General features: G+C 29.8%; 16 protein-coding genes and 1 pseudogene. 15 read left to right on the forward strand and 2 right to left on the reverse strand.

Features of this window, described 5'->3' with window-relative positions:
• Nucleotides 1–65: 65 nt before the first annotated feature.
• The 6 genes from ispE (at nucleotide 66) to rho (ending at nucleotide 5,971) form a co-directional block, all read left to right on the forward strand.
• On the forward strand, nucleotides 66–911 hold the full coding sequence (gene ispE, locus OCU47_RS01050; protein ID WP_261826750.1) for a 4-(cytidine 5'-diphospho)-2-C-methyl-D-erythritol kinase: 846 nt from the start codon (nucleotides 66–68) through the stop codon (nucleotides 909–911).
• A 60-nt stretch (nucleotides 912–971) separates the two neighbouring features.
• Complete coding sequence (gene spoIIR, locus OCU47_RS01055; protein ID WP_261826751.1) at nucleotides 972–1,658, forward strand: stage II sporulation protein R; 687 nt, start codon at nucleotides 972–974, stop codon at nucleotides 1,656–1,658.
• 50 nt (nucleotides 1,659–1,708) lie between these two features.
• Complete coding sequence (locus OCU47_RS01060) at nucleotides 1,709–2,122, forward strand: YwiB family protein (protein WP_261826752.1); 414 nt, start codon at nucleotides 1,709–1,711, stop codon at nucleotides 2,120–2,122.
• A 133-nt stretch (nucleotides 2,123–2,255) separates the two neighbouring features.
• The gene (locus OCU47_RS01065) at nucleotides 2,256–2,543 is read left to right on the forward strand and encodes a hypothetical protein (protein ID WP_261826753.1); all 288 of its coding nucleotides are present in this window, start codon (nucleotides 2,256–2,258) and stop codon (nucleotides 2,541–2,543) included.
• 151 nt (nucleotides 2,544–2,694) lie between these two features.
• On the forward strand, nucleotides 2,695–4,305 hold the full coding sequence (locus OCU47_RS01070; RefSeq protein ID WP_261830562.1) for a CTP synthase: 1,611 nt from the start codon (nucleotides 2,695–2,697) through the stop codon (nucleotides 4,303–4,305).
• Between the two features lie 250 nt (nucleotides 4,306–4,555).
• Nucleotides 4,556–5,971, forward strand: coding sequence for a transcription termination factor Rho (gene rho, locus OCU47_RS01075; RefSeq protein WP_261826754.1), 1,416 nt, complete (start codon nucleotides 4,556–4,558; stop codon nucleotides 5,969–5,971).
• Nucleotides 5,972–6,029: 58 nt separating this feature from the next.
• On the opposite strand, the gene OCU47_RS01080 is transcribed toward rho, so the two are convergent.
• Both OCU47_RS01080 and rpmE read right to left on the reverse strand, forming a co-directional pair.
• The gene (locus OCU47_RS01080) at nucleotides 6,030–7,139 is read right to left on the reverse strand and encodes an MGDG synthase family glycosyltransferase (RefSeq protein ID WP_261826755.1); all 1,110 of its coding nucleotides are present in this window, start codon (nucleotides 7,137–7,139) and stop codon (nucleotides 6,030–6,032) included.
• Between the two features lie 170 nt (nucleotides 7,140–7,309).
• A complete protein-coding gene (gene rpmE / locus OCU47_RS01085) occupies nucleotides 7,310–7,516 on the reverse strand; it encodes a 50S ribosomal protein L31 (RefSeq protein ID WP_261826756.1) in 207 nt (68 codons plus the stop codon).
• A 301-nt stretch (nucleotides 7,517–7,817) separates the two neighbouring features.
• Here rpmE and OCU47_RS01090 point away from each other — a divergent pair, with 301 nt between their 5' ends.
• The 9 genes and pseudogenes from OCU47_RS01090 to OCU47_RS01130 all read left to right on the forward strand — a co-directional run bounded on the left by OCU47_RS01090 (nucleotide 7,818) and on the right by OCU47_RS01130 (nucleotide 15,454).
• Complete coding sequence (locus OCU47_RS01090; RefSeq protein ID WP_261826757.1) at nucleotides 7,818–8,408, forward strand: thymidine kinase; 591 nt, start codon at nucleotides 7,818–7,820, stop codon at nucleotides 8,406–8,408.
• Nucleotides 8,409–8,437: 29 nt separating this feature from the next.
• A pseudogene (prmC, locus tag OCU47_RS01095) lies at nucleotides 8,438–10,211 on the forward strand (peptide chain release factor N(5)-glutamine methyltransferase).
• Nucleotides 10,212–10,359: 148 nt separating this feature from the next.
• Entirely contained in the window at nucleotides 10,360–11,439 is a 1,080-nt protein-coding gene (gene prfA / locus OCU47_RS01100; RefSeq protein WP_261826758.1) for a peptide chain release factor 1, read from the forward strand.
• A gap of 67 nt (nucleotides 11,440–11,506) precedes the next feature.
• Nucleotides 11,507–12,097 (forward strand): hypothetical protein, encoded by a 591-nt coding sequence (locus OCU47_RS01105; RefSeq protein ID WP_261826759.1) that lies wholly within the window; start codon nucleotides 11,507–11,509, stop codon nucleotides 12,095–12,097.
• A gap of 24 nt (nucleotides 12,098–12,121) precedes the next feature.
• Complete coding sequence (locus tag OCU47_RS01110; protein WP_261826760.1) at nucleotides 12,122–13,171, forward strand: L-threonylcarbamoyladenylate synthase; 1,050 nt, start codon at nucleotides 12,122–12,124, stop codon at nucleotides 13,169–13,171.
• Between the two features lie 16 nt (nucleotides 13,172–13,187).
• A complete protein-coding gene (locus OCU47_RS01115; protein ID WP_261826761.1) occupies nucleotides 13,188–13,637 on the forward strand; it encodes a low molecular weight protein arginine phosphatase in 450 nt (149 codons plus the stop codon).
• A gap of 124 nt (nucleotides 13,638–13,761) precedes the next feature.
• Nucleotides 13,762–14,211 (forward strand): ribose 5-phosphate isomerase B, encoded by a 450-nt coding sequence (gene rpiB, locus OCU47_RS01120; protein ID WP_261826762.1) that lies wholly within the window; start codon nucleotides 13,762–13,764, stop codon nucleotides 14,209–14,211.
• A 12-nt stretch (nucleotides 14,212–14,223) separates the two neighbouring features.
• Nucleotides 14,224–14,853: a uracil phosphoribosyltransferase gene (gene upp / locus OCU47_RS01125; RefSeq protein WP_261826763.1), complete on the forward strand. Its 630-nt coding sequence runs from the start codon at nucleotides 14,224–14,226 to the stop codon at nucleotides 14,851–14,853.
• 112 nt (nucleotides 14,854–14,965) lie between these two features.
• Nucleotides 14,966–15,454, forward strand: a complete 489-nt coding sequence (locus OCU47_RS01130) for a deaminase (protein ID WP_261826764.1) — start codon at nucleotides 14,966–14,968, stop codon at nucleotides 15,452–15,454.
• Nucleotides 15,455–15,464: the final 10 nt, after the last annotated feature.

Raw genomic sequence — 15,464 nt, forward strand, 5'->3', positions numbered from 1 at the left:
TTTACAAAAGCTTAAGCATGTAACATAATAAAAAGGTAATTTTAAGCGTGAAAGGCTGGTATTTTATGTTGCTAAGAGCTTATGCCAAAGTTAATATTGGCTTAGATGTAGTTGGGAAAAGAGAAGATGGATATCATATTTTAAGAATGATAATGCAAACTGTAGATATATATGACGAAATTGAATTAGAGAAATTAGAAGAAAATGAAATAAAGATAAAATGTAATTTACCATATATCCCCACAGATAGCCGTAATTTAGTATATAAGGCTGCTGAATTATTCAAAAATAAATATAACATTAAAATGGGTGTGTTAATAGATGTAAAGAAGAACATTCCAGTTGCGGCAGGAATGGCAGGTGGAAGTACTGACGCAGCAGCCATATTAAAAGGATTAAACAAATTATTTAGTGTAGGAGCATCTAATCAAGAGTTAATGGAGTTAGGTGTGAAAATAGGTGCAGATGTACCGTACTGTATAGATGGCGGAACAGCTCTATGTGAAGGTATTGGGGAAGAAATAACTAAGTTACCTGATTTTAATAACATTATTTTAGTTGTAGTAAAACCTCCTTTTGGTGTATCTACAAAAGCAGTTTACAATAACTTGGATTTAAGTAAAATAAGAAGGCATGTTGGCATAAATAATATAATCAAAGGTATGGAACGTAGAGATTTAAAGTTGGTATGTTACAATATGAAGAATGTCCTTGAAAATGTAACTATAAAACAATACCCTGTTATAAAGGCCATAAAAAATGATATGATTGTTCTTGGGGCTCAAGGAGCTTTAATGAGTGGAAGTGGTCCAACAGTGTTTGGTATATTTGATAATATGCTTTCAGCGCAGAAATGTTTTGAGTTTATGAAAAAAAGATATAATGATGTATTTATAACAAGAACAATTTAATCATATGTGAATAAAAAAGTATCCTCTGGCAATAATTAAAAATGTCAGGGGGTACGTATTATGAAAAGAAAATTTTTTGTATTAATAATGATAAGTTTTATAATTTTAGTAGTTATGGTTGTGACTTCAAGTAATGGCTTTGAAAATTTAAATAAAATAAAGGTCTATAGTGACACTGAAGCAACAGATTTGTCAAATGAGATTAGTGGTAAATTAATAAGATTTCATGTTATAGCAAATAGTGATACAAAAGAAGATCAAAGTTTGAAATTAAAGGTTAGAGATGAGATATTAAAATATATATCACCTAAGCTTAAAAATTCTTCTTCAATAGAAGAAAGTAGAAAGATTTTAAAAGACAATGATAATGAAATAAAGAAAATTGCAGTAAATTGTATTAAAAGTAATGGGTATAATTATACCGTAAAATCAACTTTAGGACATGAAAACTTCCCAGTAAAAACCTACGGTAATATAACATTGCCACAAGGAAATTATGAAGCTTATAGGGTAATTATAGGAAGTGGCAAAGGACAGAATTGGTGGTGTGTAATGTTTCCACCACTATGTTTTATAGATATAACAAAAGGACAAGTTTCATATGATAAAACTGAGAATGAAATGAAAAAGGTCCTAAATGATAAAGAATATGATGAAATTGACAATAGAAAAGAACAAACTCATATTGAATATAAATTTAAAATCAAAGAAATATTTGATAAAATAGTTGACTTTATTTCAAATTAGAGTTATTTATATAAATTAAGTACAAGCTATTTGTAGTGAGGGAGGGTATTATGAAAAAGAAAGCAGTTATTTCTATAATTAGTAATCAAATAGATGATGAAGATGAGAAGATAGAAGTTGTAACTCCAGGTCACTTCGTAAAAAATGAGGATGGATTTACAGCAGTTTATGATGAAACAGAAATATCAGGAATGGAAGGCACAAAAACAAAGTTATTTATAAAAGATAATTCAGTATCCTTAGAAAGAGAAGGAACAACAACTACGAAGATGCATTTTGAAAAAGATAAAGATAGCGTAAGCTTATACAATACTCCATATGGTATGCTAGAGTTAAAGATAAGAACACAAGAATTAAAAGTAAATGTTGATGATAATGGTGGAGAAGTATTTATAAACTACAAAATGATCGTAGGCGGAGAAAGTACTCAAAATACTAATTTAAAAATAAATATTAAATCTTAGTGTGAAACTGTCAACTTTTTTAGGTTGGCAGTTTTTTTGAATTGTGTGAATTAATAGTAATTTAGACGGTAATACTTTAGATATGAGTTGAAACTTGATTTGTATGTAGTATAAATTAATTTAGGAGGAAAGTATGGAAGAAAAGTATATTAAAATTATAGATATTTTATGTGAGTATTTTTCAATAAGCAAGGAGGAATTAATTAGCTTAACTAAAAATAAAGATAATAAATATATAGCGTTGCTTTTATTGCGAAATAATAATTGTTTTGATAAGGGAAAAATAATAGAGGTATTAGATATGAAATCTACTAGAAGTATAGCTTATTCAGTTAAGAAAGCTGAAGAAAAGTTTTTTATAAATAAGGCTTTCAGGGATAAGTATTTTGAAATGGAAGAAAAAATCAATAAAATAATCTAAAAAAAGACTTGAAAAAAAAAAATCAGTATGATACTATACTATACATGTTATTCAGGCAACAAAAACGCCATCTTAATAAAGTGGTAATTGTTATTATAATAAATGAAAATTAATTTGTCAATAGTTTTTTTATAATTGTAAGGAGGAATAAATAATGAAAACAACAAAGTATGTGTTTGTTACTGGAGGAGTTGTATCATCACTTGGAAAAGGAATAACTGCGGCATCTTTAGGTAGACTATTAAAAAACAGAGGGTTTAATGTGTCTATACAAAAATTTGATCCATATTTAAATATGGACCCTGGTACTATGAGCCCATATCAACATGGTGAAGTATTCGTTACTGATGATGGAGCTGAAACAGATTTAGATTTAGGTCATTATGAGAGATTTATAGATGAAAATCTTTCTAAAAACTCAAATGTTACTACAGGTAAAGTATATTGGTCAGTAATCTCTAAAGAAAGAAAAGGTGAGTATTTAGGGGGAACAGTTCAAGTAATTCCACATATAACAAATGAACTTAAGAGCAGAGTTTATAGAGTAGCTAAGGAAAGAGATGTGGATGTAGTTATTACTGAAATTGGAGGAACAGTTGGAGATATAGAGTCACTTCCATTTTTAGAAGCTATAAGACAAATTAAATATGAAGTTGGTATAGAAAATGTATGCTTTATACATGTTACATTAGTTCCATACTTAGGTAAAGCAGGAGAATTAAAAACTAAACCAACACAACATTCAGTTAAGGAATTAAGAAGCATAGGAATTCAACCAGACATAATTGTTTGTAGAGCTGAAAAAGAAATTTCTAAGGACTTAAGAGGAAAGATAGGCCTATTCTGTAATGTAGATGCTGATTCAGTAATCCAAAACCTAGATGCTGAGAACTTATATGAAGTTCCTCTTTTATTACATAATGAAGGTCTAGATAGTTTAGTAGTAAAGAAGTTAGGACTAAATAGTAAGAACATAGACAATTCAGAGTGGATTGAAATGGTATCAAGAATCAAGAATCTAAAGAAAAATGTTACTATAGGTTTAGTAGGAAAGTATGTTGAATTACATGATGCTTATATATCTGTTGTGGAAGCTTTAAATCATGGCGGTTTTGTCAATGATGCTAATGTAGATATAAAGTGGATTAATTCAGTAGATGTTACAGCTGAGAATGCAGATGAAATTTTAGAAGGTGTTGATGGTATTCTAGTGCCAGGCGGTTTCGGAGATAGAGGTGTAGAAGGCAAAATTGAAGCAATTAGATGGGCAAGAGAAAACAGAGTTCCTTTCTTAGGTATTTGCTTAGGAATGCAATGTGCTGTAATTGAATTTGCAAGAAATATCTTAGGATATAAGGATGCTAATTCTTCAGAGTTAAATGAAAATACTGAACATCCAGTAATTGATTTAATGCCAGAGCAAAAGGATATAGAAGAATTAGGTGGAACTATGAGATTAGGTTTATATCCATGTAAACTTAAAGAAGATTCTTTCGCAAAGCTTGCATATGATGATAATTTGATATATGAAAGACATAGACATAGATATGAATTTAACAATCAATATAGAAAAGAAATAGAGGAAGCTGGAATGACAATTACAGGTGTATCTCCAGACTCTAGATTAGTTGAAATTGTTGAAATTAAAGATCATCCTTGGTTTGTAGCTGCTCAATTCCATCCAGAATTGAAATCTAGACCTAATAGACCACATCCATTATTTAAAGATTTTATTAAAGCAACAATAGAAAATCAAAAGTAAAATGAATTTAGACCACTGATATATTTTCAGTGGTCTGAAATTTTTCTTATAATCAAAGTATAAAAAAAAACAATCTGGGTGTATAATAGTAAGGGTATTGTAAAAATACTTGTATTTCTAATTTTTATGGCACATAATTTATTTAATCGGATACAAATCTTAAATGACTCTTTTTCCTGTTTAAATCATATATAAATTGGTATCTTTATTAAATTCCCAAGTTATTTTTAAATTTATTGGAGGTGTAGTTTTGGCACTTGAAACATATGAAGGTATGACTTTAGCTCAATTGAAAGACTTAGCTAAAGAACTAAATATAAAAAATATTTCAAAGTATAAAAAGGCTGAATTAATTGAAGTGATTACAAATAGTACACAGAAATCAATTCAAAAAGATGGTGTGATTTTAAAAGAAAAAATAGCACCAAAACAAGTAGAAAAAACAATTGATGCACAAGAAAGTACAAAAGCTAGCGATGAACAAAATGACAGAGAAGAGAAAAAAGAACAACTTAAAGAAATGATAAATAATACATCGGATGTAGCTAAAGGTGTGCTAGAAATACTAGAAACTAATAATTTCGGATTTTTGAGATGTACTAATTATTTAACAGGAGATAATGATGTTTATGTTTCTCCATCTCAGATTAGAAGATTTAATTTGAGAACTGGTGATGAATTAGAGGGAAAGGTTAGACAACCTAAAGAAGGCGAGAAGTTTAGAGCATTAATTTATGTAGAAAAGATTAATGGAGAACATCCTCAAAAAGCAGTTGGAAGAAAATCTTTTGAAACATTGGTTCCGATATATCCTGAAGAGAGATTAAGATTGGAGACTAACAATGAAAAGGATTTATCTTCTAGACTTATGGATATAATATGTCCAATAGGAAAAGGACAAAGAGGAATAATAGTAGCACCTCCTAAGGCAGGAAAAACAACTTTACTTAAAAAAATTGCTCAAAATATATCTATAAATTATCCAGATGTTAAAATTATAGTTCTTCTTATTGATGAGCGTCCTGAAGAAGTAACTGATATGCAAAGATCTATAAATGGAGATGTTATCTTTTCGACTTTTGATGAAGAACCACAAAATCATGCCAAGGTTGCTCAAATGGTTTTGGAGCGTGCTAAGAGAATAGTTGAGCATGGCAAAGATGTTGTAATACTAATGGATAGTTTAACTAGGTTATCAAGAGCGTATAATCTTACTATAACACCTACAGGAAGAACTCTTTCTGGAGGATTGGATCCAGGAGCTTTGCTAATGCCTAAAAAGTTCTTTGGGGCAGCCAGAAATATAGAGGGTGGTGGAAGTTTGACTATTCTAGCCACAGCATTAGTTGATACCGGCAGTAGAATGGATGATATGATCTTTGAAGAGTTTAAAGGTACTGGAAATATGGAAGTTCATCTAGATAGAAAACTTCAAGAAAGAAGAATATTCCCAGCAATAGATATATATAAATCTGGAACAAGAAAAGAAGATTTACTATTGACTACAGAAGAAAAGGAAGTGGCATATTCGATTAGAAAAGTTATGTACAGAGATGGTAACGTAGAAAATATAACTCAAAATCTTATTAATATGCTATCAAAGACTAAGAACAATGATGAATTTGTAAATACATTTTCAAAGTTGGATTTTGAAAAAACTAAGTAATTTTATATAAAAAAAGAAAGTAATCAAAGTTGTTATACTTGATTACTTTCTTTTTTTATTAGTTATTATTTTTAATTAAGTTATCTGCCAAGGCAACTATCTTTTCCATAGAATAATTACTACCAAGTCTTTTTAGATTTTTACGCATAGATAATACTTTAGAAGGGTTATCCATGAGGTCATTAACTATAGTATTAACATCTGATATGTGCCTTAATTTTATTGCACAATTTTCATTGATTAAGAATTGTGTGTTTTGACTTTCTTGGCCAGGAATTACAAAAGGAATTACTAATGGAAGCTGCTTTCGAATTGATTCTGTAACAGTAAGTCCACCAGGTTTTGAAATTATTATATCTGATGCATCCATTAGCTCAGACACTGTATCTGAGTATCCTAATATATGTATTTTTTTGTTCGGAATATCATGTGAAAAATGTTTTGTTAGTTTATTTTTTAAATGCTGATTCTTGCCACATACAACAATAAGCCTTAATTTTCTAGGGTTTTTAACAAGTTCCTTTATTACAGAATATATAGCACTTAGTCCCATGCTACCACTCATTAAAAGTATAGTAAAATAATCACAATCTCTTGTGGTTACTATTTCTTCATAAATTTGATAAAAGGCACTTCGCACAGGAATACCATAATCAAAAACCTTAGTTTCATCTATTCCTTTAGAAATAAGGCTTGAATTAGTTGATTTACTACCTGTAATATAACAATCTATATTTTTAGATATATAGGTATAATGAGCCTCAAAATCAGTTATTATTGATATAACTGGAACAGTAATTGAATTATTCTTTTTTAGCCTTGAAAGTATGTTTATAGCTAGTGGGTGAGTGGCTATTATTATGTCAGGTTTTATTGTGTTTATATATTTTGCTAAGTTTTTGTCTATTATTTTAAAACATGGAGCTAAAATATTATTCATATATTTAAAATTAGTAAGATGGTAGAAAAACCCATATATAGTAGGTGTTTTAGTGGCAGAGACCTCGTAACCGCTTACAACAACTTTGTTTATAAACTTACTGCTATTATAGAAAAAATCGTATTTAATAATTTCATAATCAAAATTTGAAAACTCTTCTTTTAGGGAATTAGCAGCCTGATTGTGACCCTCTCCAGTAGAAGTTGTTAGTATAAGAAGTTTTTTCATGAAAATTCACTCACCTTACTTAAAAAATTAATAATAATCTATAGAATCAAAAATGTAAATGTAAAACCACATATATAAAATTATATATATTTATTTAAAATAAACAAGTAGACATACGTAAAAATAACAAAAATGGGAAAGACAATGTCTTTCCCACTTCTCTTGTTTGACTATTTTTCAAGATTGAATCTTTTCTTGAATTTGTCAACTCTACCGCCAACATCAACAATTTTTTGCTTTCCAGTGAAGAATGGGTGGCATTTAGAGCATATTTCTACCTTAAGTTCTGATTTAACTGAACCTGTTGTAAAAGTATTTCCACATGCACACTTAACCACTGCGTCGTTGTGGTATTCTGGATGTATGCCTTCTCTCATTTATTTCACCTCTTTTTTATATAACGTCAATTTAACAACTTCTCAAGTATAGCATGTAATTGAGGTGGAAGTCAATAAGCCATATCTAAAAAAATAAGTAAGTCTATACGTTAGCGCATTTAGTCTTGTTATTTATTTTTAGATGTATAACTAAAAAAATATGAAAAAACTTTTTAGAGTAGAACATAAATGTTATAATCAAATAAGTAGTATTAGCAACTTATTTGATTATATGTTTTTTAAAAGTGGCTAATTGAAAAATGAAGCTATATTAAATCTAGTTATTGAGGAGAGAACTTTAATGAGTAAACTTTATTTTAGATATGGTGCAATGAATTCTGGCAAGTCTACGCACTTAATGCAGGTTGCATACAACTATGAAGAACGAGGAATGAAAGTGTTAATCTTAAAACCGGAAACAGATAAGAAAGGCTTTGATAAGTTGGTTTCAAGATTAGGTGTAGAAAGAAAAGCAGATTTTATTATAAAAGAAACAGATAATATTTATGAATTGGTTAATGATTTACATGAAAACAAAAGTAAAATCAATTGCATTTTAGTGGATGAGATACAATTCTTTACCACAAAACAAGTTGATGAGTTGTTTGAGATTGCAGTAACATTAAACATACCAGTAATATGTTATGGTTTGAGGACAGACTTTAAAATGAATGGATTTGAAGGAAGTACAAGATTATTATTACTAGCACATTCAATAGAAGAAATGAAAACTATCTGTACCTGTGGCAAAAAAGCTATTTTTAATGCTAGAAAGATAAATGGAAAATATGTGTTTAGCGGAGAGCAGATAGCTATAGACAACATGGATAATGTAGAATATCAATCACTGTGTGGTGAATGTTATTTCAAATATAAGCAACAAGAACAGTAAAATTGTTGTATTGAGAAGGAGTATTGGATATGAGAAAAACTCAAGTAGGAGGGCAGGCAGTATTAGAAGGAGTCATGATGAGAGGAACTCATGGACTTGCTATAGCTGTAAGAAAGCCTGATGGGGAAATAAGTGTAGAGTATAAGGACATAGTTCCATGGACAAAAAAGAATAAAATTTTTTCTTTGCCAATAATAAGAGGATTTATTAGTCTTATTGATTCTTTAAGGGAAGGAATTAAGGCTCTTAATTATTCTGCAGAATTTTTTGAAGATGAGGAAGAGGAACCATCTAAATTTGAAAAGTGGCTTACAGAAAAATTAGGAGATAAATTAAATGGTGTAATTACAACTGTTACAATGCTCATTAGTTTTTTAGTAGCAATAGTTCTTTTTGTTGCATTACCAACAGTACTCACTAATTTATTTAAAACTATAATTAGCAACGTTATAATACTTAATATCGTAGAAGGTTTAGTTAGAGTTGCTATTTTGCTAATATATATGTATTTAATAGGAAAGACTGAAGATATAAACAGAGTTTTTCAATACCATGGTGCGGAGCACAAGACTATATTTTGTTATGAAAATGAAAAAGAACTTACTGCAGAAAATGTAAAGAGTTTTGAGCGGTTTCATCCAAGGTGTGGAACTAACTTCTTATTTTTAGTTATGCTTGTAAGTATAGTTGTATTTGCATTTTCAGGCTGGGGTTCATTTAAGGAAAGGATGTTTTTTAGAATAATATTGATTCCAGTAATTTCAGGATTTACTTTTGAAATCATAAAATGGGTTGGGAAAAGTGATACTAAATTAGCTCAAATGATTGCTTCACCAGGATTGAAATTACAAAAGTTAACTACGCGAGAACCAGATCAAGAACAGATTGAAGTAGCTATTGCTGCTTTAAAGGCAGCAGAAGGGATGTGCGATGAGTAACATTATTACTATAAGAGAACTTATACAACTGGGCATCAATGAACTTAAGCAGGTAGATATAGAAACATATAATCTTGATACTTACTTATTATTAGGAAAGGTGTTAAATAAAGATAGAGTTTATCTTATAATAAATGGAGATAAAGAAGTAGAAGAACAAGAAAAGAAAGAATATATAAAATTGCTCCATATGAGAAAAGATAGAATGCCAATGCAATATATTTTAGGAAATGTTGAATTTATGGGACTGGACTTTTTGGTTAAAGATGGAGTGTTAATACCTAGAGGGGATACTGAGGTATTAGTAGAAGAAGTTTTATCAGAAATAGATGAAGAAGATGACATTAATGTGCTTGATATGTGTTCAGGAAGTGGAGCTATAGGACTTTCTATTGCATATTATAGAAAAAATATTACAGTTCATTTAGTTGATTTATATCCTATACCACAAGAAGTAACTGTAGAGAATATAAAAAGATTAAATTTAGAAAAAAGGGCAAGATTTATAAAGAGTGATTTATTATCAGAAATAAAAAAACAGCACTTAAAATATGATATAATAGTTTCAAATCCACCTTATATAAAAGAAGAAGTTATAGATTCATTAATGGATGATGTGAAAAATTATGAACCGCATACAGCTTTATCAGGTGGAGAGGATGGATTGATTTTTTACAAAAGAATAATAGAAGAATGTAAAGAAGTACTTATAGGAAAAAGAATTTTAGCCTTTGAGATTGGTTATGATCAAGGAAAGGATGTTGAACAACTTATGTATGAACAAGGTTTTAGAAACATAAAAATTGTTAAAGATTTAGCAGGATTAGAGAGAACAGTGATAGGTAATCTTCCAAAGGATTATTAGCTCCAGTACTTATTTACAAAAACTCTTGATCAATTACTTGTTACCTAAATGGTGCCAAGGGGTTTTATGGTATAAAAGTTGATAGAGAGTATTATTTTGTGGTATAATTAAAAAATATGAAAAATAATAGTACGGAGTGGATATAACAATGCTTGATAGATTAAAGTTTATAGAAAATAAATATGACGAGCTTTCGGTAAAGATATCAGATCCTTCAATAATGGCTAACCAAAATGAGTGGAGAAAGCTATGTAAGGAACATGCTGATTTAGAAGTTATAGTTGTAAAATATAAGGAATATACGTCAACAATAGACGATTTAAATGATAATAAAGAGATGTTATCAATGGAATCTGATGCAGAGATGAAAGAATTAATGCAAGAAGAAATTAAATCTTTAGCTGCAAAAAAGGAAGAGCTAGAAAAAGAAATACAAATACTATTACTACCTAAAGATCCTAATGATGAAAAGAATGTATTTGTGGAAATAAGAGCAGGTGCTGGTGGAGATGAGGCAGCATTATTTGCAGCTAATCTTTTTAGAATGTATACAAAATATGCTGAAACTCAAAGATGGAAGGTTGAGTTGATGAGTACAAATGAAACTGATATAGGCGGTTTCAAAGAAGTTGTATTTATGATTAAAGGTAGTGGAGCATATTCTATGTTAAAATATGAAAGTGGAGTTCATAGAGTACAGAGAGTGCCAGACACAGAATCAAGTGGAAGAATACACACTTCTACAGCTACTGTAGCAGTTTTACCAGAAGTTGATGATGTTGAAATTGAAATAAATGAAAAAGACTTAAAGATAGATGTGTTTAGAGCATCTGGTAATGGAGGTCAATGTGTTAATACAACTGACTCTGCTGTAAGAATGACTCACATTCCTACAGGTCTTGTGGTTTCATGTCAAGATGAAAAATCACAACTTAAAAACAAAGAAAAAGCATTAAAAGTTTTAAAGGCTAGATTATATGAGCAAGCTGAAAGAGAAAGACTTTCAGGAATTGCTGAGGATAGAAAAAGTCAAGTAGGAACTGGAGATAGAAGTGAGAGAATAAGAACTTACAACTATCCACAAGGAAGAATGACAGATCATAGAATTGGATTAACATTGTATAAACTTGAAGCTTTCTTAGATGGAGATATACAGGAAGTAATTAATGCATTGATTACAGCAGATCAAGCTGAGAAGATGCAATCAATGGGTAATACAGAATTTTAATTAATTTTAGAAAGTGTTTCAAAGAACAATGTTTTTTGAAACACTTAATTTATATAGGGGGAGTTTTATGGAGATAGAAAAAGCAATCAGAAAACAAAAACAATCTAATAATATTTTTATTACCACTATGCTTTTATTATTTTTTCTTCTTCCTATAATAGTATTCTTAAGCGGAAAGACGCAATTTATTTTTCTTTTAGCGTTAATAATTTTGGAATTATTAATAGTGTTAGGGATAATTGCAAATATAAATAATGGAGCTTTATGGTTTGTATGTAATAACAATCGTTTGAAGATAAAGACAGGAACTTTCCGTAATGAGAACTTAGTACTTTGCGATAAAGTTGTTTTGGTTCATACGGAACATTGTAAAGAGGATATGGAAATAATCGTAGTAACTACTGTTAAAGTAAGAAACAAATATATGAAGCCGATAATAGAAAAAAATTTTTTAAGAAAGTATCCTAATGTAGAAGCATATTATAAAAAAATACGTAAAGTATCTTCCAATAATATATATTATTATACTGCAATAAAAAAGGGTGGTTTAATAAAATATAAACTGCTAAATGTTATATATGTTAATTGCGTTAAGGCAAGTTTTACAGATGATGCCATAGAAAATATTAAGATATCTAGAGGACAGAAAAAAATATAAACGATTTTGAAGGAAGGTTTTTTTGTGGAAACAAAGATAGCTATTATAAATGCAGAAAATAAAGACATGCTTATAAGAGAAGCAGCAGATGTTATAAAAAAAGGTGGAATAGTAGCTTTTCCAACTGAAACTGTATATGGTTTAGGTGCAGATGCATTAAATGCAGAGGCAGTTGAAAAGATATTTATTGCTAAAGGAAGACCACAAGATAATCCGCTTATAATACACATAGCAGATATAAGTGAATTAAAAAAATATACTAAGAATGTACCAGAAATAGCAGAAAGAATTATGGATAAATTTTGGCCTGGTCCATTGACAATAATTCTTGAAAAAAATGATTGTATTCCTAATGTAACTTCTGCAAATTTAAATACTGTAGGGGTAAGGATGCCTAGCAATGAGATTGCAAGGAAATTAATTAGGAAAAGTGGGACACCTATAGCAGCTCCATCAGCTAATATATCTGGTAGACCATCACCAACAGATGTAGAAAGATGTGTAGAAGATTTAAACGGTAAAGTTGACTATATCCTTGGAGAAAAAAAATGTGATGTAGGGGTTGAATCAACTATAATTGATTGTTCAGTTTATCCACCATGCATATTAAGACCGGGTGGAGTTACATTAGAAGATCTTAGAGAGATAGATGAAAAAATATATATAGATCCAGTAATATTAGACAAACCCAAGGAAGATATGAAGCCTAAAGCTCCAGGAATGAAGTATAGACATTATGCTCCTAAAGCAAAAGTTATAATAATTCGAGGAAATTTACAAAAAACTATTGAAAAGATTAATGATTTAATGGTACATTATATAATTGAAGGTAAGAATGTTGGTGTTATGGCAACAGATGAAACAAAATCAGAATATAATTCTGAAAATGTAATTTCAGTAGGTAAAAGAAGCAACCTAGGGACAGTGGCACAAAACCTTTTTGAAACACTTAGAGCTTTTGATGATAAAGGGGTAGATATAATCTTATGTGAATCATTTGAAGAATCTGGTGTTGGAGTGGCTGTCATGAATAGGTTAAAAAAATCAGCTGGATTTAACATAATAGATATTTAATTTTAGGAGGTGCGGTATGAAAATTTTATTTGTTTGCACAGGTAATACATGTAGAAGTCCTATGGCAGAGGCTATTTTTAATAGTTTGTCATGTAATACTGATTTGATTTCTAGTTCTGCGGGCATAAGTATTGTAAACAATAGCATAATTTCAGACCACTCCTATAAAGTTGTAAAGAATAAATTAGGAATTGATTTGAGTGGCAGAAAAGCAGTTGGCCTAACTAAATCGATGTTAAATGACTATGATTTAGTTTTAGTGATGACTGATTTTATGAAGCATATTTTAAAATTAAATAATATGGAATATGAATACAAAATATTTACTATAGGTGAGTATTGTGGTTTAAATGAGGAAATAATAGATCCGTATGGTGGAGTTATTGAAACTTACGAAAAGACTTATACTCAACTAGAACAATGTATTAGTCTTATTATTTCAAAACTTAAGGAAGGTTGCTGTTAATCTTCTTTTTTTGTGAAATTTTATATATTTTTAAATAAAGCATCTGAAAATAAATAATAAACTCAAATATACTAGCATATGATTTGTTTATTTCTTGAAGATGCTTAAAGGTGGAGGTATTAATATGAAACTAGCAATAGGTAGTGATCATGCAGGTTTTGCTTTGAAAAATGAGATTTTAGAGCATCTGAAATCAAAAGGAATTGAATACAAAGATTTTGGAACTTATTCTGAACAATCTTGTGATTATCCTGAATTTGCGCTACAAGTAGCAGAAGCAGTAGCATCAAAAGAATTTGAATTTGGAATATTAGTTTGTGGTACAGGAATTGGAATTGGAATTGCAGCCAATAAGGTACCAGGAATTAGAGCAGCTTTATGTTCAGATACATTTAGTGCTCATGCAACTAGAGAACATAATGATGCAAATATATTAACAATTGGAGCAAGAGTTGTTGGTGGCGGACTAGCATTAGATATAGTAGATACATTTTTAAATGCCAAGTTCCAAGGTGATAAGCATCAAAGAAGAATTGATATGATAGCAAAAATTGAAGAGAAGTATTCAAAATAGGGGGATTTTATAATGAGTAAAGTAACACAAGTTTCACATCCATTAATATTACATAAGTTGGCATATGTTAGGGATAAAAATACAGGATCAAAATATTTTAGAGAGTTAGTAGAAGAAATTTCTATGCTTATGGCTTACGAAGTAACAAGAAATTTTGATACAGAAGAAGTAGAAATAGAAACACCAATTTGCAAGACAAAGTGCAAGATGCTAGCAGGAAAGAAGACAGCTATAGTTCCAATATTAAGAGCTGGTCTTGGAATGGTTGATGGTATGCTTAGAATAATACCAGCTGCAAAGGTTGGTCATATTGGATTGTATAGGGATGAAAAGACTCTTCAACCAGTAGAATATTTTTGTAAATTGCCTCAAGACATTGCTGAAAGAGATGTAATAGTTGTAGATCCTATGCTTGCAACAGGTGGTTCAGCAGCAGATGCTATAACTATGCTTAAGAAAAGAGGCGCTATAAATATAAGATTAGTATGCTTAATTGGTTCACCAGAAGGAATTAAGTATATAACAGAAGCACATCCAGATGTAGATGTATATATAGCTTCAATAGATGAAAAATTAAATGAAAATGGATATATAGTACCAGGTCTTGGTGATGCTGGAGATAGATTATTTGGAACAAAATAATATATGATGAAAATCCACTATCTTTAGAGAGATGGTGGATTTTTTGAATTTACATTTTACATTATTATTGAGTATAATTATAATAGTATAAGTTTTATGATAGAGGTGAACAATGGAGAGAAGGGATAAATACAATTATTATCTTGACATAGCAGAAACAGTATTAGAAAGAGGAACCTGTCTTAGAAGAAATTATGGATCAATAATTGTAAAAAATGATGAAATTATTTCAACAGGTTATACTGGAGCTCCTAGAGGAAGAAAGAATTGCATGGATTTAAAGATGTGCATTAGAGAACAAAAAAATGTTCCCAGGGGAACACACTATGAATTATGTAGAAGCGTTCATAGTGAGGCTAATGCTATAATTAGTGCGTCAAGAAGAGATATGATAGGTGCTACATTATATTTAGTAGGAAAAGATGCAAAAGATGGGACTTTTGTAGAAGATGCAAACTCATGTGCAATGTGTAAGAGATTGATAATAAATGCTGGAATTAAAACAGTGGTAATTAGGAAAAATAAACAAGAATATAAAGTTATTGATGTCCAAGAATGGATTGATGATGATGATTCATTAAGTAATGAAATAGGATATTAAATCGGAGGGA

The organism is Clostridium sp. TW13 (genome assembly GCF_024345225.1).
GTDB classification, from domain to species: domain Bacteria; phylum Bacillota; class Clostridia; order Clostridiales; family Clostridiaceae; genus Inconstantimicrobium; species Inconstantimicrobium mannanitabidum.